Here is an 18,613-nt window from a genome sequence, read left to right on the forward strand (position 1 = left end):
CGGAGGGGAACCACGCGTACCCATCTCGAACACGACCGTTAAGCCCTCCAGCGCCGATGGTACTTGAACCGAAGGGTTCCGGGAGAGTAGGACGTTGCCAAGCAGACGAACAAAGCCTTGCTGCATAATGCAGTGAGGCTTTTGTTGTAAACTGCCAGGAAAGCTGGCTTGACATAAAAATTGTGCGTTTGATACTATTGCATATAATATCCGTTCAGGGATGTATCCTGAACTAACGCACAGCAACGAATGGAGCGTCTCTCTGTAGGGTGGACATGCCATTTTTGTAAAAGGTCGATAATAGAAGAGAACATTCGACTAAACCATCATGATTGTCTAAGGGAGGATACGGAAGTGTGGGAGACGAAATTCGCAAAAGAAGGGCTGACGTTTGACGACGTCTTGTTGGTACCCCGCAAATCGGAGGTGTTCGGGGCGAAGCAGGTCGATGTTTCGACTCGCCTCGGCAAGCTGAAGCTAAACATTCCCATGCTTAGCTCAGCTATGGACACCGTAACAGAGGCTGCGTTAGCCATCGCCTTGGCCCGTGAAGGCGGCATTGGCGTCGTTCACAAGAATATGAGCATCGCCCAGCAGGCCGAGGAAGTGGACCGGGTGAAGCGGTCCGAGAGCGGCGTCATCACCAATCCGTTCTCCTTAACCCCGGAGCATCATGTCTACAATGCCGAGGAGCTGATGAGCAAGTACCGGATCTCGGGTGTGCCGATCGTGGACGAGCACAACAAGCTGGTCGGGATTTTGACTAACCGGGATCTGCGGTTCGTGCATGATTTTTCGATTCAGATCAAGGACGTCATGACGAGAGAGAATCTGATTACGGCACCAGTCGGTACGACGCTGGAGCAGGCTGAAGAGATTCTGCAGAAGCATAAGATCGAGAAGCTTCCGCTTGTCGACGAGAACAATGAGCTGAAAGGCCTTATTACCATTAAAGACATCGAGAAGGCGATTCAATTCCCGAACGCGGCGAAGGACGAACAGGGCCGCCTGGTGGTAGGCGCGGCAATCGGCGTGTCCAAGGACGCCATGGAGCGTGCGACTGCACTGGTGGACGCGGGCGTCGATCTGATCGTCGTGGATTCGGCACACGGCCACCACATCAACATCCTCAATACGGTTCGCCAACTGCGGGAGATGTTCCCCGAACTGCTCATCGTGGCCGGCAACGTCGCGACCGGTGATGGAACACGCGACCTGATCGAAGCGGGTGCTTCCGTCGTGAAGGTAGGCATCGGACCGGGCTCGATTTGTACGACCCGGATTATAGCCGGTATTGGGGTACCTCAGATGACAGCGATCTACGATTGCGCATCGGTAGCTCGCGAATACGGCGTTCCCATCATCGCAGACGGCGGCATCAAGTATTCCGGCGAGATTACCAAGGCGCTTGCGGCAGGAGCCGACGCTGTCATGATCGGCAGCCTGTTCGCCGGCACGGAAGAGAGCCCGGGCGAATCGGAGATCTATCAGGGCCGCCGGTACAAGGTGTACCGAGGCATGGGCTCCATCGGCGCCATGAAGGAAGGCAGCAAGGATCGTTACTTCCAGGAGAATGAGTCCAAACTCGTACCGGAAGGCATTGAGGGCCGGGTCGCCTACAAAGGACCGCTCAAAGACATCGTGCATCAAATGATTGGCGGTCTGATTCAGGGAATGGGCTACTGCGGTACCCGCACGCTCACGGAGCTGAAGAACGATACGCAGTTCGTACGCATCACGAATGCCGGTCTGCGCGAAAGCCATCCGCACGACGTGCAGATTACCAAAGAGGCTCCGAACTATTCTCTGTAAGCCGAATAAGCCAAACATGGAACAGGGCGAATCGTCGCCCTGTTTTTTTGTGGCGATTTTGAATCAAATCTTTTCAATAAATTGTAGAAAGTTTCCGGCCATCTGGCTTCTTTTTTGTTGTGAGGAAGCGCTTTGTGTTAAAATGAGACGAGTATATCCATGGGAGTGTGAGAGGTGAAGATTCATTTGGCAATGAGGGGAAACAAGTTGGCATCGGCTCGTAAACAAAAATGGAAGCCCGTCCTGGTGGCGGCATTAGCCTTGTGGATGATCCCATTCTCGCTGCTCGGCAGCAGCGCTAAGGTACAGGCCGCGGAAGCGGTCGATTTGAAGCTCGACGTTCGATCGGCGGTTCTGATGGACGCCTCGACGGGGCAGATTCTCTATGACTTCAATGGAGACGAAGCTCTTCCGCCGGCAAGTATGTCCAAGATGATGACGGAATACATAGTGCTCGAGAAAATCAAAAGCGGCGAGTTGAAGTGGGACGAACAGGTCCAGGTCAGCCAGTATTCGGCCGATGTCATTGGCTCAGGCGACCTGCTTGCGTTCGGTGAGCAGCTGTCGGTCAAGGATATGTTCTCGGCCATGTCCATCTATTCGGCTAACGACGCAACGGTCGCGCTGGCCGAGAAGATCGGCCATACCGAGGAGAACTTCGCCAAGATGATGAATGAGGAAGCCAAGAAAATGGGACTGAGCAAGGATGCGTATTTCATCAACGCGACCGGTCTCACCCGTGGCGATCTCGGCAAATACGCGCCGAAGGAGCTCCAGGGCGAGACGAAGATGTCGGCTAAGGATTCCGCCAAGCTCGCGTATACCATTTTGAAGGAACACAAGGAAGTGCTGGACTTCACGAAGATTCCTGCCCAGAAGCTGAGAGCGTCCGACAAGGCTCCGATGATCAACTGGAACTGGATGCTGGAGGGCAACAAGGATGTCCTCAACTTCAAAAAATACGCTTATCAAGGACTGGACGGGCTAAAAACCGGCCATACCGACGAGGCCGGTTACTGTTTCACGGGAACAGCGGAACGGAACGGCATGCGCCTGATCAGCGTCGTCATGGGCACCAAGTCGGAGCCTAAGCGGTTTGAAGAAACCCGCAAGCTGCTCGATTATGGCTTTAACGGCTTCGAAAAGAAGGTGTTGGTCAAAGAAGGCGGCGAGGTTGCAGCTCTTCCGACCGTCAAGCTGACCAAAGGGGTAAGCAAAACGGTCAAGGCCGTGACAGGCTCCGAGCTTTCTCTCGTTGCGAAAAAAGGGGCGAAGGATGAGGAATTCGTCCAGGAAGCGCAGGCCATCGAGCCGGCCAAGCTGGTGGCGCCGCTGAAAAAAGGGGACAAGGTCGGGACTGCCACCGTCAAGTATAACGATCAGGCGTATACCGTCGATTTGGTAGCCGCCGAGGATGTCGAGAAGGGCAGCTTCCTGCGTTTGTTCTTCCGCGGAATCGGAGAGTTCTTCGCGAACATCGGAACAAGCATTAAAAACCTGTTCTAGCTGGAAAAGCTATTGTATAATTAGTGTTCGTAAGCTTGTACAACATCTGGTAATGCTAATTGACGATATATAGGAGGATCAAGCAGGTATGGAAACAGGAACATCCCGCGTCAAAAGAGGTATGGCTGAAATGCAAAAGGGCGGCGTCATCATGGACGTCATGAATGCGGAGCAAGCGAAGATCGCGGAGGCGGCCGGAGCGGTAGCCGTCATGGCGCTGGAACGCGTTCCTGCGGATATCCGCGCGGCGGGCGGCGTTTCCCGGATGGCAGATCCGACAATTGTAGAAGAGGTCCAAAAAGTCGTATCCATTCCGGTTATGGCCAAAGCACGGATCGGGCATTTTGTCGAAGCTAAGGTGCTCGAGGCGCTGGGCGTTGATTACATCGACGAGAGCGAAGTACTGACGCCGGCCGACGAGGTTTATCATATCAACAAGCATGACTTCACCGTTCCGTTCGTTTGCGGTGCACGCGATATCGGAGAAGCGCTCCGTCGTATCGGCGAGGGTGCCTCGATGATCCGGACCAAGGGCGAGCCGGGAACAGGCAATATCGTCGAAGCCGTGCGTCATATGCGCATGATGATGTCCCAGATCCGCAAGGTGCAAAGCATGTCCAAGGACGAGCTGATGGCCGAAGCGAAGAACGTCGGCGCTCCGTATGAGCTGCTTCTTCAAGTTCACGAAACCGGCAAGCTGCCGGTCGTCAACTTTGCAGCGGGCGGCGTAGCAACTCCATCGGATGCTGCCCTCATGATGCACCTGGGTTCGGACGGCGTTTTCGTCGGGTCGGGGATCTTCAAATCCGACAATCCGGAGAAATTCGCGAGAGCGATCGTGGAAGCTACGACTCACTATACCGATTTCGATCTCATTGCCAAGCTCTCCAAGAACTTGGGCACGCCGATGAAAGGCATCGAGATCTCCAAGCTTGAAGTGACCCAGCGCATGCAGGAACGCGGCTGGTAAGAGGAAAGAAGGTCAAGACGATGAACATCGGGGTACTTGCCCTGCAGGGTGCAGTGGCGGAGCATATCCGGATGGTGGAGCGTGAGGGAGCGGCGGGGGTCGCCGTCAAGCGGACGGAGCAGCTCGCCGACCTCGACGGGATCATCATTCCAGGCGGAGAGAGCACGACGATCGGCAAGCTGATGCGTCTCTACGGCTTTCTAGAGGAGCTGCAGGCATTCGCCAAGCAAGGCAAGCCGATCTTCGGCACATGCGCAGGATTAATCGTGCTGGCCAAAGAGATCGAGGGGCAGGAAGAAGCGCACCTCGGTCTCATGGATATTACGGTTATCCGGAATGCGTTCGGCCGGCAGCGCGAGAGCTTTGAGGCGGACCTGCCGATCAAGGGAGTCGAGGGAGCCGTGCGGGCTGTCTTTATTCGCGCTCCACTGATCGGCCGGGTCGGCCCGGAAGTCGACGTTCTCTGCACGTACCAGGACCAGATCGTGGCGGCGCGCCAGAGCAACCTGCTCGTAGCCTCGTTCCACCCGGAGCTGACCGACGATTCCCGTATGCATGCCTATTTTTTGGATATGGTAAGAGAAGCCCGCGCTTGATCAGCGGGCTTGTCCTATCTTACTGAACTGTTGAAAATTGCCCTCTTAGGGAGGAATACCTTTTGTTTGATGCCAAATTGCTAAGACATGATTACGATCGAGTCGAACAGGCGATGGCCAACCGGAACAAGCCGTTGGACGATATCCGACGGTACACCGGCCTGGATGCCAACCGGCGCGCTCTGCTCCAAGAGGTGGAGCAGCTCAAAAACCGCCGCAACGTGGTGTCGCAGGAAGTGGCCGCCAAGAAAAAGGCTAAAGAGGACGCCGAGCCGCTCATTCTCGAGATGCGCGACGTGTCGGATCGGATCAAGCAGCTTGATGAGGAGCTTCGCGGCATTGAGGAAGAATGCAATGCGATTCTGCTGAGCCTGCCGAATCTTCCGAATGAAACCGTTCCTGTGGGGGCATCGGAGGAAGAGAACGTGGAGGCACGGCGGTGGGGAGAGGTACCGTCCTTTTCTTACGAGGTTAAGCCCCATTGGGATATTGCAACCGATCTCGGCATTCTCGATTTTGAGGCTGCTTCCAAAGTAACCGGCTCGCGCTATGTGTTCTACAAAGGAATGGGAGCACGCCTCGAGCGCGCACTCATCAACTTTATGATGGACCTGCACAGCAATGAGCATGGTTACGAAGAAATGCTCCCGCCTTACCTGGTCAACCGCGACAGCCTGACCGGCACGGGACAGCTGCCCAAGTTCGCTGAGGATGTTTACAAGGTGGAGGACAGCGACGTTTTCCTGATTCCGACTGCCGAAGTGCCGGTGACCAACTATCACCGCGACGAGATTCTGACGGTGGACGACCTGCCGAAGTATTATGTGGCGTTCAGCGCCTGCTTCCGTTCCGAAGCGGGAGCAGCGGGCCGGGATACGCGCGGATTGATCCGCCAGCACCAATTCAACAAGGTAGAGATGGTGAAGCTGGTCAAGCCGGAAGAGTCCTACGCCGAGCTTGAAAAGCTGACAGCCGACGCGGAGCAGGTGCTCCAGCTGCTGAAGCTGCCCTATCGGGTCATGACGCTTTGTACGGGAGACCTTGGCTTTTCCTCGGCCAAAACCTATGATCTGGAGGTTTGGCTGCCGCACAGCGGGACGTATCGGGAAATCTCGTCCTGCAGCAATTTCGAGGACTTCCAGGGCCGGCGCGCGAACATCCGATTCCGCCGCGACGCCAAAGCGAAGCCTGAGTTCGTGCATACGCTTAATGGTTCCGGATTGGCGCTTGGCCGCACGGTAGCCGCCATCCTGGAGAACTACCAGCAGGAGGACGGGAGCGTCGTCATTCCGGACGTGCTCCGGCCGTATATGAACAATGCGGCAGTCATCCGCAAAAAATAACATTGTTGATGTAGAGTCACCTATGCTAATATAAGAGGTGGTTCTTTTGATCACTATCCCTTAGGGGATTGGACCAAGAGGAACCGTCCGCTTGGGCGGATTCCCTTTTTTGGTCGCTTTGGAGAGGTGGTCGAGTGGTTTAAGGCTCTGGTCTTGAAAACCAGCGAAGGGGCAACCCTTCCGTGGGTTCGAATCCCACCCTCTCCGCCATACATAGCCTTATTGCAGATCCAAGCTGCGAAGAGAGTTGCTCTCTTTGCAGCTTATTTTTTGTTTCACATGGAACATTTTGGAAGAAGCCACAGTCTTGAAAGTAAGAAGAAACGTTCCGAGTTCAGGGGATAGGAAAGGATCAAGCGGTTTAGGGGGAGGATCAAGCGTTGTAGGAGCGGAGGCTTGTTCTGAAAAGTATGTGGATGAGCGCTGTCATGTGAAGCCGAGCGCCGCGCACTGGGAGTTTCAGACGAAAGCAATTGGTAAGGAAATGAAGGAGGGAAAATGGAAATGAAGCCTTGGTGGGTGATCGGGCTGCTGGGCCTGATGATCGCAGGAACGAGTGGAGAGACGGAAGAATGGGCCGGAATGGGAGGAAGCTCAGGAAGCATTGGGAAAGGATCATCGGCGCAGGAGGCACCTTTGGACACAAAATCGGGCGACGCGAAGGACCCTTCATCAGCGGGTCACCCGGTCAATATGGACTTAGCGAGAGAGCTGATGGAGCGATCACACGATTATATGGCGGGCGAGGAACCGACTGCGGAGGCATTGGCCCGAATGGCCTCGGATCCAGATCGTCAAGATTACGGGAAGGTGATCGAGGCCTTCAATAGGTCCCGGCTGCACAAGACACTGCTTTCCTACCAAACCGTCAGCACCTCCACGAATCCGCGCTCCGTTCTGGTGGCGACTCGGGAAGGGACCTATTACTTGCTCTTTCTGCAGAAAAATTACCGCTACGGAGGCATTTGGCTGGTGACGAAATACAGTGAGGCGAGCCTGCCGGCGGATGGGCAGGGTCTATATCCCCTCTACCGGACGCTATCCTGGGAGGAAGCGCCGGACGCCGTCCAGAATTGGGCGAAGCCGCTGCAGGCTGAGGGAAGCTGGAAGCAGGAGTGGACAACGTCCGAAGGCAAAACGTATTTGCTGCTCACCACCACTTCCTCCGCCACCGATTCGATTGAGCTGGCTGGTCTTCAGGTCCATGCAGGGGAGTTGTACGTTCAGTACCAGACATTCGTCTATTCGGAAGCAGAGACGGACCTCATTCAGCCGTATGCTTTGGTGGAGGTGGACTTTGCCGATCCCTTCTCAGTTACGTTCACGGAGACCTATTCCACGCTGCGCTAGAGGCGTTTTCTTGCGCTTGATGCAGGGATGATTGGATATTGAGTCATCAGCCGTTCTGGCGCTGCGAAGAGCCGCATAAAAGCATCCCTCCAATCGCATGTTAAGAACGGAGGTGTTCGTAGATGGACAACACGGAATTTCCCTCGCTGCAGGCGGAGAGGCTGAGTGAGGCGTGGCAGGAAGCTCTGCCTAGCGTTCTAAAAGACGGGGACCGCGCGACTGCCCGCGCCGACGAGGCGAACCCCAATGCCGTTCGTGTGACCATTGAGTCTGCCGGCCGTACGGGCTACTCGTTCGACTTTTGCTGCACGTATGTGGATTCCCGCGAGATCAAGGTGGACTTGATCGATGTGGAGAACGACAACCGGCATATCGATGAGCGCAGCGAGCTGGTGCAGCAGCTGACGGACGATTATGTCCGCCATCTGCACGAGTGTGCCCAGAGCCTGCAGCCGCAGACGCACAGTTAGGAGGAGCCGCCATGACCAAAGCCAAAGGTGTCGATAAAAATCTGCAGAACACGGTGAAGGAGCTGGAAGCCGAGGCGGTCAACAGCCACAACGCCCAACAGCTGCAACAGGATAAAAACGACCGCCGCCATCAGGATGCGCTGAACCATGATGACGGTATGAGGGGGATCGGCCATGCCGAAAAATAAAGCAACGCCTGTTAACCCGCCCAGCGGGCCCAACCGCCAAGATGATCGGGAAGGGCAGCCGCAGCAGCCGCTGTCCGGCTCCAAGTCGGTCAAGAATCGCAATCATTCCCGCAGCAATCACGGGGAAGGCAGCTAAGCGTCCGCGACGAAGGGATGGAAGCCAATTTGTAATCCTAAGTAATACTTAGCATTACTTATTAAGTATCATGGGAAGATGACTGCTAGCCATCGGTCTCTCTTACCGACAGCTGATTCTGGTCCCACGCTGCATCTCCCTAAATACGCAAAGGCCGAGGCACTGCCGCCCCGGCCTTTCCCTATATTTAGTCCTGGTAATTGGACTGGTCCTTTTCGGGTATCTAACAGTCTTTCCTGTAGCAATTCACCGGCTCTTCCCGGTATCCGAGAATTTGGCGAGCTTCGCCAGCAGCTTGTCCGCCGACATGTTGGGGACACCGGCGTGAACCCGCACGAATTCGCGTCCGTTTTGTGTATTGATCCCATCGTTGATCGTGGAATAGTACTGAATTCCGGCCTCCCGGGCAATCTCAAGCACGGTTTTGTTGTAAGCGCCAAAAGGGAAGCACAGGATGCTTTGCTCATTGCCCAGCTTTTCTTTTAAAGTCTGTTCGGCGAGCAGCAAATCTTCCTTAACCCGCTTCCGGTATTCCTCCTCCGTCTCCAGCCGGTTCTCTTTATCGAGCCATAGGCGGTTTGTGAGGGCAGGAACCGGTTCCTTGCCGCCATTGGATTTTTTGATATGCAGGTTATACGTATGCGAGTAAAAGCTGAAGCCGTCCTTCTTCATCTCCTGGATCTGGTCCCAGGTCAAATAGGGGAGGCTAGGATTCGGCATATCCACGTAGCTGACGATGACGAAGTTCGTGCCTGTAAAGCCATGCTTCTTCATCTCGGGATAAGCAAAGCGGTAATACGATTCATATCCATCGTCGAAGGTAATAACGACCGCGTTAGGAGGGACGGGCTTGTTCTCTTTCATGAAGCCGATATATTCTTCCATCGAGATGACTCGGTAGCTGGCGTCCTCGAGGGCTTGCATTTGCTGGGCGAAGCGCTCCTGCGTTATCGTAACCCCTTCCTCATTGGGGGAGATATGATGATACATCAGCATAACGACCTTGTCGGTGTAACGAATGTCCGACGGCTTGAGAGCTGGGCGCGGTGTGGGAGTGACGGCAGCTTGTCCCCGTGGTTTATCCTCAGCCGATGAAGAGGGCTGTTGTCCGGCAGCTGTAGGAGAAGCTTCCGGCTTAGGGCTGTTAACGGCCGAAGCCAGAGTTGGCTGCCCTTGTGTTCCTCCACCGGCAGTGACGATGCCCGCCTTGGCCTGGGCGGCCTGCTCGCCGGATGGCGATTCGCTGGGAGGAGCCGACTGGGGGCTGGTGGACGGTGAATAGGTGGGTGAAGTTTCGGCAGACTGAGGCAAGAGAGGGATGGGGGACGTCTGCCTGTCCTTAATAGAGAGTCCGACAGCCGTTACGGCGGCCAGAACAATGCAAGCGGTTGCAAGTCGGGGAATGCTGAATTTCAAATGGCTCCTACTCCTTTTGTGTAGATACGAATTGGGGTAGGTAAATTATACTAGGGGCCCTGCAAGTCCGCTATTGTTTTTTTGGAAAAAACCAGAAAAAATCAACAAAAAAACAGGAACAAAAGTCCTGTTTTGAAGGGCGGAAAAATAGGATTAAGGTCAAAGGAACCGGACTAATGCGTCCGGTCCAACGCTTTGCGTGCGAAGGCCCCGACCACTCGGGCCATCTCCTCAGTTTCCTCGAACATTCCCATGTGGGCCGAATGAGACAAAACGGTTTGCACGCCTGAAGGAGCGGCTGCCGCGAATGCCTTGGCGGGAGGCGCAATGGAATCTCCTTCGCCGGCAATGAGCAGAACGGGGAGAGCAGCCCGCTCGATCACCTGGGAACGGTCCGGCCGGGCTTTCATGCCCTGCAGAGCCGCAATCGCCGCTGCCGGAGACGTCCGCTGAGCCACCTCGGTCATCGCGGCGACCGATTGAGGATTATCCTCCCGATAGGCTTCCGTGAACAGATTCGGAATAAGCCCTTCCGCGAAGGTCTCCATTCCCTTGGAGCGGATCGTCTCGATACTGGCGTCCCGCTTAGCCTTGCCGGCCTTGTCGTCGGGCAGCGGAGTCGAATGAACGAGACCGAAGCCGGCTAGCCACTTAGGCGTCTGTTCCGCAAAGGCAAGCGTGACGTAACCGCCAAGGGAATGGCCGAGCAGGACGACCCGCGTCAGGCCGAGCTCCTCGAAGAGGAGGGCCAAGTCCTCCGCCATTCCTTCCATGGAATACGGCCCTTCGGGAGCCGAAGAATCCCCATGTCCGCGCAGATCGGGGACCAGGACGGGCAGCTCCGGGGGAAGATGGGGGAGAACCGGCTCCCAGTATGCCGAACTGCCACAAAAGCCGTGCAGCAGCACGAGCGCTTCGGAGCCCTCTCCGCGTGTGAGGTAAGCAAGCTCGGTTCCGTTCTTCAGCCCTCGGTTCTTCTTATTCATGCCATCAAGCCTCCTATAGGGGATTTCGGGATATCCGGGTGCGTTCAGTATGTGCCCATTAGCGAGCGATCATCCCGTCAAGCGGGGAGCCGGACGTTCCTCTCCGACGGGGAGATCGCTTATAGAAAGGTACGGAGCGGCAGAGGAGGAGCGGCTTAACCGGACTGAACGCTCAGTCGTTTGCTGCTGCCGGGTCTCCCTCCATGCCCGGGGCACGGAATGAAGCGGCCGCCTTCCGGTAAGCTTCACGGCGCTCCTCCATTCGCGGTTGGGTAGTCCAGAAGATAATCTGGTGGAACTGCGTATCGGTGGCCACAAGCGTATACGCGTAGGCGATCCGGACCTTGTCCACCTCGCCCTTCACTTCAATTTGAAGCGCCTCACGGCCGCCAATTGACGTCTCCTCCGGCTCGGACAGGTCGGCATGCCGGACTACCTCGGACAGCTTCCCTTGCTGAAGGAGGGCCCAGTACTTTTGCAGGCTGGTCCCGGTGGGAAACAAGGCTTTGTTCTCGGACAGCACAATCATGAACTCTTCCTGGGTCCGGTCGGCCGCCTGCAGAGCCGCCTGCTCGTTAAGCGTCTCCTCCTGCTTCCACGAGGAGGGGAGCTCGATCCGCAGCAGGCCGTCGCCGCTCGCCAAAACAGCTGACGGCTCCCTAGAAACAGCCGCCGATGCCAGAGACGCAGGAAGGGGCTTGGACCGGGCAATAGCAGCCGCGGCCAGCATTTCGTTCCAGGCGGTTTCGTCATCCGGCGACCAATTGGCAGGAACCTGCATCGTGACGATGTAAGATGCGTCTGGACCGGGGAGGACCGCTATGTAGCCGATATTGCTGCCGATCGGAACCTTAGCCTGCAAAGCCGGACGGGAGCCGGTAACCGTTCGTGAACGAAGCACCGGTGCAGGTGTCTCGGTCAATGCTTCCTCTCCATCGTGAATGGCCATCCCTTGCCAGGCCAAGGTTACCAGATCGGCTGGCTGGGTGTCTGGAGCCAGCTCTTCCTTCTCGTGCCGCTCAACCGTCAAGCGAGCGCCGCTTTCTCGGTGATTCAGGGTCAACAAGGCGGAAGCGTCCTCCAGCTGCGTCTCTGTCCATCCCCGCCCGTCCAGAGCGGCAGGCTCGGCACTCGGGCTTCGGCCTGCGGAGACGAGGAGGGGCGGGACAGGCATGTCCACAACCGGCCTCTCGGGCGAGCCCAAGGCGGCCTGTTCGCCGGACGACAGGGACGAACAGCCAATCAAGGCGGGCAGCAGTAGGGCCGTCAGAAGGCCCTTCTCGAAGGGACGAATGAAAGGCAGCATAGGGCGATCTCCTCTCCGATCTTATCAAGCGGCACACAGGATGCAGCTTGTTTGACGCCAGGCGTCAAAAGCACCACTACTTACCCATAACGAAGCGGAGCGAAACCAAAAAAAGGAACGGACGCGAAGATCCGTTCCTTTGCCGCATTCCCTTGGCCGCCTTGCCACGGCTCCTTAGCCGACTTGGTTGCGCAGCGCTCGCATTCGTCTCCATTCGGGATACGCAATCCCAGCGAGAATGACGGCGACGCCGATCCATTGCAGCCCGGACACATGCTCCCGCAGGACGAAGCCGGACATGAAGACGGCGGTCGGCAGCTCGGCCGCGCTCAGGATGGTCGCCAGCCCCCCGCCGATGTGAGGGACACCGATGGCGAAGAACAAGGTCGGAATGATAGCCCCGAACAGAGCCAGCAAGAGCGAGAAGGGGAGCAGCCCGTTCAGCAGAGCCCCGTTCGTCAGAAAGACGGGCGGGTAAACGAGCATCACCGTCAGGGCACCTCCGGTCGTCATGATCGCGCTGCGGGTCAAGGAAGGCAGACGGGTCGCCGTCCGGCCGCTGAAGACGATGAAGAGCGTGTACGTCAACGCGGCGAGAAGGCCGAGCAGCACGCCCTTGAGGGGATAGCTCGCGGCCCCCTGGCTGAGGATGTTGCCTGCTAGAACGGTCCCGGCCAGCAGCAGGAGGAGGGACAGGAGCTTATCCTTGCCGGGCAGCGTGCGGGTCAGCAGGGCCTCGAGCAGTACGCCCATCCAGGTGAACTGGAACAGGAGCAGGATGCCGACGGAAGCGGGGACATGCTGGAGAGAATTGTAGTACAGCATGCCTGTCATGCCCGTTGCGCAGCCGACCGCCAGGAGGAGGAGCGTCTCGCGGACGGTAGGCCGCTGCTTCGGAGTTCCCCCGGCGACTGCGCCGCCGCGTCTGCGGGCTATCAGCGCGACGGTCCACATGAGCAGGACGCCCAGCAGCATCTGGCTTCCGCTGACCTCATCGACCGTAAAGCCCCGGTCGTAGGCGATTTTGACAAAGGTGGACAGGATCCCATAGCTGCAGGCTCCCAGAAACACCAGAACAGCGTATCTCATCAAGCTTTCGAATCTCCTTTCGGCGGCTGTTCTCCCTCCGGTGTCCCGGCGGGAGAAGCGGAAGGCCCTTTCTGACCGACTGGGATGGAGGGGAACAGGAGCACGAGCAGCAAGCTCAGGCAGGCGAAGCCGAACACGCCCCAGTAGACATTATGAAGCGATACCACCAGCCCTTCCTGCACGAGCGACACCAGCTGTGGGTCGAGAGCAGCCTTCTTCACTGGATCGAGCAAATCGTTGGCCAAGTCCAGATGGAGAGAGAGGCCGGTCCGGCTCTCCGTTTCGGCGAGGTAAGCGGTCATGCGGCTGTTCAGCAGCCCGCCCAGCAAGGCGGCACCCACCGTATTTCCGAGTATGCGCATGAACATATGGGAAGCTGTCGCCACGCCGCGCTCGGTCCACTGAACGCTATTCTGAATCGATACGATGAATGTGGTGGCGGTGAGCCCCATGCCGATGCCGAGGATGAACGAGCCGATCCCCGGAAAGAGAGGGCCATAATCCGGCTTCATGAGCAGGAAGAAGACGGAGCCCGCTGTGAGCAGAATGCCGCCGGCGACCGCCATGCGGCGAAACCCGATTCGGAGCACCCATCGGCCGCCGAGAGTGGCGGCAAGCGACCAGCCGATCGACATGACGGCGAGCGTAAAGCCGGCTACCGTCGGCGAGCGGTCCATTACCCCCTGCACATAGGTGGGGAGGAAGGTCGACAGGCCGATCAGCAGCGCTCCGGTCGTAAAGGCCGCGGCGTTCGCCGTCGAGATGATGCGGCGCTTCCAGAGATAGAGCGGCATCATAGGCTCGGGAGCCCGTTTCTCCTGGAAGAGGAAAGCGGTGAATCCGGCCGCGAAGAGGACGGCCAGCACGCCGATCGGCCACGATGTCCACGACCAGAGAGAGCCGCCGCCGATCAGGAGCAGCATAAGCGCCCCGACCGAGACGAACAAAAGCAGCGATCCGGCGTAGTCCACCTGCCGCCGGGTCGGCTTCACCTCTTCCTTCAGGAAGAAGACGATCAGGAGGAGCGAGAGGATGCCGATCGGCACGTTCATCCAGAAGACCCAGGCCCAGTGCGTGAATTGAACGAAGAAGCCGCCGAGAGCCGGACCGATGACCGAGGAGACGCCCCACACGCTCGCGAGGTAGCCCTGGATTTTGCCTCGCTCCTCCATTGTGTAGATATCTCCGACGATCGTCGTCGAGATCGGCTGGACCGCGCCGGCGCCAAGACCTTGCAGCATACGGAATAGAATAAGGGCGGTCATGGATTGGCTGAAGCCGCAGGCGATGGAGCCGATCAGGAAGAGCAGGACGCCGATCGCAAAAACAGGCTTGCGCCCATACAGATCGGCAAGCTTGCCGTAGATCGGGATGGTGATCGCCTGCATGAGCAGGTAGCCGGAGAATACCCAGCTGAATACGGCAAAGCCGCCGAGATCGGCGACGATGCTCGGCATGGCGGTGGCGACGATGGTCGCCTCGATGGCCGACATGAAGCCGGCGAGCATGACGCCGGCCAGTATGAACGGCCGTTTGCGGACCGCGGCGCGCGTCTGGGGCTGGGACATGTCCCTCACTCCTTCCTCTGACTGAACAGCATCCGCACTCGCTCCCGCCTCCGGAAGCGTCCCCCCGGCTGTCCGCGGCAAAGCGGCTCGGCTATAGGGTTCCCGAAAGAGGGGGAAGAACGGCAAAGCAGCATGGATCGAAAGCAAAAAAAGGGACCCGCCAAGGAGTCCCTCATAAATTATGTAGTGGTCGAGACGACAGGATTTGAACCTGCGACCTCTTGCTCCCGAAGCAAGCGCTCTACCAAGCTGAGCCACGTCTCGATGATTCTGACTGATTACCCGAACAACCTGCGATAGAAAATGGCGCGCCCGATACGATTCGAACGTACGACCTGCAGTTTAGGAAACTGTCGCTCTATCCTGCTGAGCTACGGGCGCAACAGCAAGATTTATTCTAGCACCAAGTCTCCGTGTATGCAAGAGGGCGGCAAAAAAAAGTTAGTAGAAATAATTGGGACGCCCGCTTATCCGGCAGAAAACAAGCCGCCTGACACGGACAAGCTGCCGGGCGGGGAGCTAGCGTAGCGATCAATTCCATACTCGCATGACTATGTGCGTTTCCGAGTATATTAGCGCAGTGCGGCGGTCCATCGAACTTAGTTGGGGTGCTTTCGTCTAGGCCTCCAACCTCTACTTGGCGGAAACAGGCTGACGCGGTCAACCCTTGCGCCTCAAGTTGCGGAAAAAGTCCGAGAGCAGCGCGCCGCATTCTTCGCGCAGGACGCCGCTAACGATGTCCACCCGGTGATTGAACCGGTCCTCCTGCAGCAGATTCATAAGTGTGCCTGCGCACCCAGCCTTCGGGTCCGGCGCCCCATAGACGACGAGGGGGATGCGGGCCTGGACGATTGCTCCGGCGCACATCGGGCAAGGCTCCAGCGTGACGTACAAGGTGGTATTTAGCTGCCGCCAGGCACCGATGCGCTGGCTCGCCTCGCGGATCGCGATCATTTCCGCATGCGCGGTCGGATCGTGGCCCGTCTCCCGCAGATTGTGGCCCCGGCCGATGATTTCGCCGTCCCGGACGAGAACCGCCCCGATCGGCACTTCGCCGATAGCCTCCGCCTTTTTCGCCTCCCGGATCGCTTCCCGCATCCAATCAATATGCTCTTCCATGCGAATCCTCCCTATCGGATGGTGAAACCGGGCCCAAAACCCGAACATTTATTCCTTGTTAACATGATGTGGATAATACTGTGGATAAGTGTATAAATTGTGGATGGAGCTGCTAATCCATTATACTAAATCAAATTAACTTGCCAACTGGACACAGAGTTATCCACAATTACAGCCGGCAAGACATCGCTCACGGTTTTTGCGGGCGGGCCTTTGGGTATAAATGTGGGAAAGGCTACGGGAGAGGAGACGCCGAGCGTGAAGACCATAACATGCAGGGACAAGCGGCTGAACAGCGCGTTATGCCAGTTTGTATTCCCCTATTCGATCAAGGAAGATGCAGATGTGGACTTCAAGAAGCAGCTGTTGCGCGACGGCTACATTCCTTTTCACTTGAACAATCTGGACCAAGAGACCGCGTACTATGGAGAAGGCTACAAGGTATCGCACCCGAGTATGGAACGGTACTACCTGCCCTTTACAAACGAGGTGCTGTTCCCGCGGAGGGACAACCCCGACTCCTTCCTCCGTTTCTCCAAAGCATGGAAGCTCGAGTGCATCCTGCATGTATACGACGTGAAAATTCCGTTTCGCGTGCACTCTGTCGACCTCATTTTGTGTCCCTTCAATTTGGGATTCATGACGATTCGGACAGAGCTCATGAACGACCAGCTGACCTTGTCGAAAGCATTGGAGTTCGCGGACCGGTTCCGTGTGCTGCAGGATATCAAGATAAGGGACGAGTCGACTTTTTTGGAGGTGGACGGCAAGGTCTACGAAGAGACGGAGCAGTTCATCTTTCAGATGCTGGTCCATAGCGTGCGTCCGTATCTCGACCAGTCGACGATGAAGGGAGCTTATTTTGAGACGCTGCCGTTCTTCGTTGACGAGCGGATGTATGTGCAGGCCACCTATCAACTGGCGGAGGGAGAAGAGTCCGAGCCGTGCGACCTGTACCGGGCCGTCAATCTCAACGGACTGACCGAGCGGAAGCTGCCGAAAATCAATGCGGGCAACCAGGCTTATGTGGAGCATTATCTGGAGCCGATTACCTACACCCGCTGGGCCCCCCACACGTATTTTGTGACCAACGAGCACTCGTTTTGCTGCGTCACCTCCGAGACTGAGGAGGCGGCCGTAGAGCTCGCCAATCATATGTACGGCCAGTACTATTATGGTCTGCTCCTCAATTTGTTCCACAAAATCGCGCTGCTCAAGCTGTCTAACCGGTATTCGAGCGTGCAGATGGAGCAGGATAACCAAGAGATAGAGGATTTGATCCGGGACATCACCAAGTTCTCGTCCAAATATTTTTTCCGCGAGCTTGTCTCGCAATCGCAGGGCAAAGAGATCTTCATCCAGCTGCGGACCGTTTTCGGCAACAGCGAGCTGTTTCAAGACGTCAAGCAGACGCTCAGCGACCTGCATCGATATAAGCAGAATTTCTCGTCGCGTCGGCGGAATTATCTGCTGATGATCCTGACGATCTATACGGTCATCAGCGGCATCTACGGCATGAACCAGGTGATTGACGACCTCGGGAAGCCCATCAATTGGGAGGCGATGACGGACTATTCTCTGTTTGAATATATAGCGCTCTTCGTCATCATGAGCGGGATCGCGGTCGCTTTCACGCTCGCAGGCAACGTCCTGTACAAATTCGCCCGTGAGAAGATAAGAGAATATAAGTACGATAGAGCATGGAAAAGGAGAGCGCAAAGTGATCCGGAATTTGGCTTTTACGAAGAAGGGGACGATTAGGAGGAATCTTCCACTCGAGCATTTAGAGGACGAGGAGATCGCCTGGTACTGGGTCGATTTCCATACCCCCGACGAGGGAGAGTCCAGTCTGCTGGACAGTCATTTTCATTTTCATCCGCTGGCGATCGAGGACTGCCTCCATTTGCTGCAGCGGCCCAAGCTGGAGCATTACGGAGACACCCATTTTTTCGTCGTGCACGCGCTGACCGACGATATCGACGAGGCCGAAGAGGTGAATCTGTTCCTGACGGAGCGGTTCCTCGTCACCTACCACAGGGCCGGGGTGCCGGAGCTGGAGGAGGCGTGGAAAAAGGTGGCGGCCGAGCAGGGGCTCGCGGAGAAAGGGCCGCTGCTCGCGGCCTACACCGTCATCGACAAGCTGGTGGACGGGTATTTTCCGCGTGTCTATGAGCTGGAGGACCGGCTGGACGAGATGGAGAGCAACGTTACGAACAAAACGATCGAGACGCTCATGAACGAGGTATTCGCAGTTCGTTCGAGCCTGCTCAAGCTGCGCCGCACGATTGTACCGATGCGCGACCTGCTGTACCGCATCATCAATTCCCAGCGGATCCGAAGTCTGGAGACGCACCTGTACTACTTCACCGACATCTACGACCATCTGCTGAAGCTGACCGAGATGGTGGAATCGAACCGGGAGATGACGGCGGAGCTGAGGGACAGCTACCTGTCGCTCAACTCCAATCGGATGAACACCATTATGAAAACGCTGACCGTCATCACGACCGTGTTCATGCCGCTTTCGTTTCTGGCGGGCGTGTACGGCATGAACTTTGCCTATATGCCCGAGCTTCAGTGGAAGGGCGGTTATTACGCAGTGCTCGGCATTATGGCGGTGCTGGGCGGCGGAATGATCATCTGGTTTTTACGTAAAGGCTGGTTCCGTTAGCGGACGTTTCACGTGGAACGAAAGGGGAAGCAGCTGTGTATCGGGAGCGGAGGACTATTCTTTTCTCCTTATCTTTGGTATAATATC

17 protein-coding genes, 3 tRNA genes and 1 rRNA gene are annotated in these 18,613 nt (G+C 56.8%); 13 read left to right on the plus strand and 8 right to left on the minus strand.

Annotated elements, in window-relative coordinates:
• The 11 genes from rrf to KJS47_RS20480 all read left to right on the plus strand — a co-directional run.
• Window positions 1–103, plus strand: a 5S ribosomal RNA gene (gene rrf, locus KJS47_RS20430); the annotation flags it as partial.
• A 251-nt stretch (window positions 104–354) separates the two neighbouring features.
• Window positions 355–1,812: an IMP dehydrogenase gene (guaB, locus tag KJS47_RS20435; RefSeq protein WP_213527197.1), complete on the plus strand. Its 1,458-nt coding sequence runs from the start codon at window positions 355–357 to the stop codon at window positions 1,810–1,812.
• Between the two features lie 174 nt (window positions 1,813–1,986).
• A complete protein-coding gene (locus KJS47_RS20440; protein WP_249716606.1) occupies window positions 1,987–3,318 on the plus strand; it encodes a D-alanyl-D-alanine carboxypeptidase family protein in 1,332 nt (443 codons plus the stop codon).
• A gap of 88 nt (window positions 3,319–3,406) precedes the next feature.
• Window positions 3,407–4,288 (plus strand): pyridoxal 5'-phosphate synthase lyase subunit PdxS, encoded by an 882-nt coding sequence (gene pdxS, locus KJS47_RS20445; protein WP_213527199.1) that lies wholly within the window; start codon window positions 3,407–3,409, stop codon window positions 4,286–4,288.
• Window positions 4,289–4,308: 20 nt separating this feature from the next.
• Window positions 4,309–4,884, plus strand: a complete 576-nt coding sequence (pdxT, locus tag KJS47_RS20450; protein WP_213527201.1) for a pyridoxal 5'-phosphate synthase glutaminase subunit PdxT — start codon at window positions 4,309–4,311, stop codon at window positions 4,882–4,884.
• A gap of 62 nt (window positions 4,885–4,946) precedes the next feature.
• Complete coding sequence (gene serS / locus KJS47_RS20455) at window positions 4,947–6,227, plus strand: serine--tRNA ligase (RefSeq protein WP_213527203.1); 1,281 nt, start codon at window positions 4,947–4,949, stop codon at window positions 6,225–6,227.
• A 120-nt stretch (window positions 6,228–6,347) separates the two neighbouring features.
• Window positions 6,348–6,437 (plus strand) — tRNA-Ser (locus KJS47_RS20460).
• Window positions 6,438–6,731: 294 nt separating this feature from the next.
• The gene (locus tag KJS47_RS20465; protein ID WP_213527205.1) at window positions 6,732–7,577 is read left to right on the plus strand and encodes a hypothetical protein; all 846 of its coding nucleotides are present in this window, start codon (window positions 6,732–6,734) and stop codon (window positions 7,575–7,577) included.
• A 122-nt stretch (window positions 7,578–7,699) separates the two neighbouring features.
• Window positions 7,700–8,047, plus strand: coding sequence for a hypothetical protein (locus tag KJS47_RS20470; protein ID WP_213527207.1), 348 nt, complete (start codon window positions 7,700–7,702; stop codon window positions 8,045–8,047).
• Between the two features lie 11 nt (window positions 8,048–8,058).
• On the plus strand, window positions 8,059–8,235 hold the full coding sequence (locus tag KJS47_RS20475) for a hypothetical protein (protein ID WP_213527209.1): 177 nt from the start codon (window positions 8,059–8,061) through the stop codon (window positions 8,233–8,235).
• The gene (locus tag KJS47_RS20480) at window positions 8,222–8,371 is read left to right on the plus strand and encodes a small acid-soluble spore protein P (RefSeq protein ID WP_213527210.1); all 150 of its coding nucleotides are present in this window, start codon (window positions 8,222–8,224) and stop codon (window positions 8,369–8,371) included. Before KJS47_RS20475 ends, KJS47_RS20480 begins: the two co-directional genes overlap by 14 nt.
• Before the next feature lie 246 nt (window positions 8,372–8,617).
• Here the strand turns inward: KJS47_RS20480 and KJS47_RS20485 are convergent, their stop codons facing one another.
• The 8 genes from KJS47_RS20485 to tadA all read right to left on the minus strand — a co-directional run bounded on the left by KJS47_RS20485 (window position 8,618) and on the right by tadA (window position 15,855).
• On the minus strand, window positions 8,618–9,361 hold the full coding sequence (locus KJS47_RS20485) for a polysaccharide deacetylase family protein (RefSeq protein ID WP_213527212.1): 744 nt from the start codon (window positions 9,359–9,361) through the stop codon (window positions 8,618–8,620).
• A 599-nt stretch (window positions 9,362–9,960) separates the two neighbouring features.
• Window positions 9,961–10,773, minus strand: coding sequence for an alpha/beta fold hydrolase (locus KJS47_RS20490; protein ID WP_213527214.1), 813 nt, complete (start codon window positions 10,771–10,773; stop codon window positions 9,961–9,963).
• Window positions 10,774–10,945: 172 nt separating this feature from the next.
• Entirely contained in the window at window positions 10,946–12,079 is a 1,134-nt protein-coding gene (locus KJS47_RS20495; RefSeq protein ID WP_213527216.1) for a hypothetical protein, read from the minus strand.
• Between the two features lie 174 nt (window positions 12,080–12,253).
• Window positions 12,254–13,168, minus strand: coding sequence for an EamA family transporter (locus KJS47_RS20500; RefSeq protein WP_213527218.1), 915 nt, complete (start codon window positions 13,166–13,168; stop codon window positions 12,254–12,256).
• Complete coding sequence (locus KJS47_RS20505) at window positions 13,168–14,736, minus strand: MDR family MFS transporter (protein ID WP_213527220.1); 1,569 nt, start codon at window positions 14,734–14,736, stop codon at window positions 13,168–13,170. The genes KJS47_RS20500 and KJS47_RS20505 overlap by 1 nt, the downstream gene beginning before the upstream one ends.
• Window positions 14,737–14,923: 187 nt before the next feature.
• A tRNA-Pro gene (locus KJS47_RS20510) sits at window positions 14,924–15,000 on the minus strand.
• Window positions 15,001–15,040: 40 nt separating this feature from the next.
• Window positions 15,041–15,117 (minus strand) — tRNA-Arg (locus KJS47_RS20515).
• A gap of 279 nt (window positions 15,118–15,396) precedes the next feature.
• Window positions 15,397–15,855 (minus strand): tRNA adenosine(34) deaminase TadA, encoded by a 459-nt coding sequence (tadA, locus tag KJS47_RS20520; protein WP_213527222.1) that lies wholly within the window; start codon window positions 15,853–15,855, stop codon window positions 15,397–15,399.
• Between the two features lie 258 nt (window positions 15,856–16,113).
• On the opposite strand from tadA, the gene KJS47_RS20525 reads away from it, so the two are divergent.
• Together KJS47_RS20525 and corA are read left to right on the plus strand one after the other, a co-directional pair.
• On the plus strand, window positions 16,114–17,616 hold the full coding sequence (locus KJS47_RS20525; protein WP_213527223.1) for a magnesium transporter CorA family protein: 1,503 nt from the start codon (window positions 16,114–16,116) through the stop codon (window positions 17,614–17,616).
• Complete coding sequence (corA, locus tag KJS47_RS20530) at window positions 17,576–18,526, plus strand: magnesium/cobalt transporter CorA (protein ID WP_213527225.1); 951 nt, start codon at window positions 17,576–17,578, stop codon at window positions 18,524–18,526. Before KJS47_RS20525 ends, corA begins: the two co-directional genes overlap by 41 nt.
• Window positions 18,527–18,613: the final 87 nt, after the last annotated feature.

It is taken from the genome of Paenibacillus sp. J31TS4 (assembly GCF_018403265.1).
In the GTDB taxonomy this organism is placed as follows: Bacteria; Bacillota; Bacilli; order Paenibacillales; family NBRC-103111; genus J31TS4.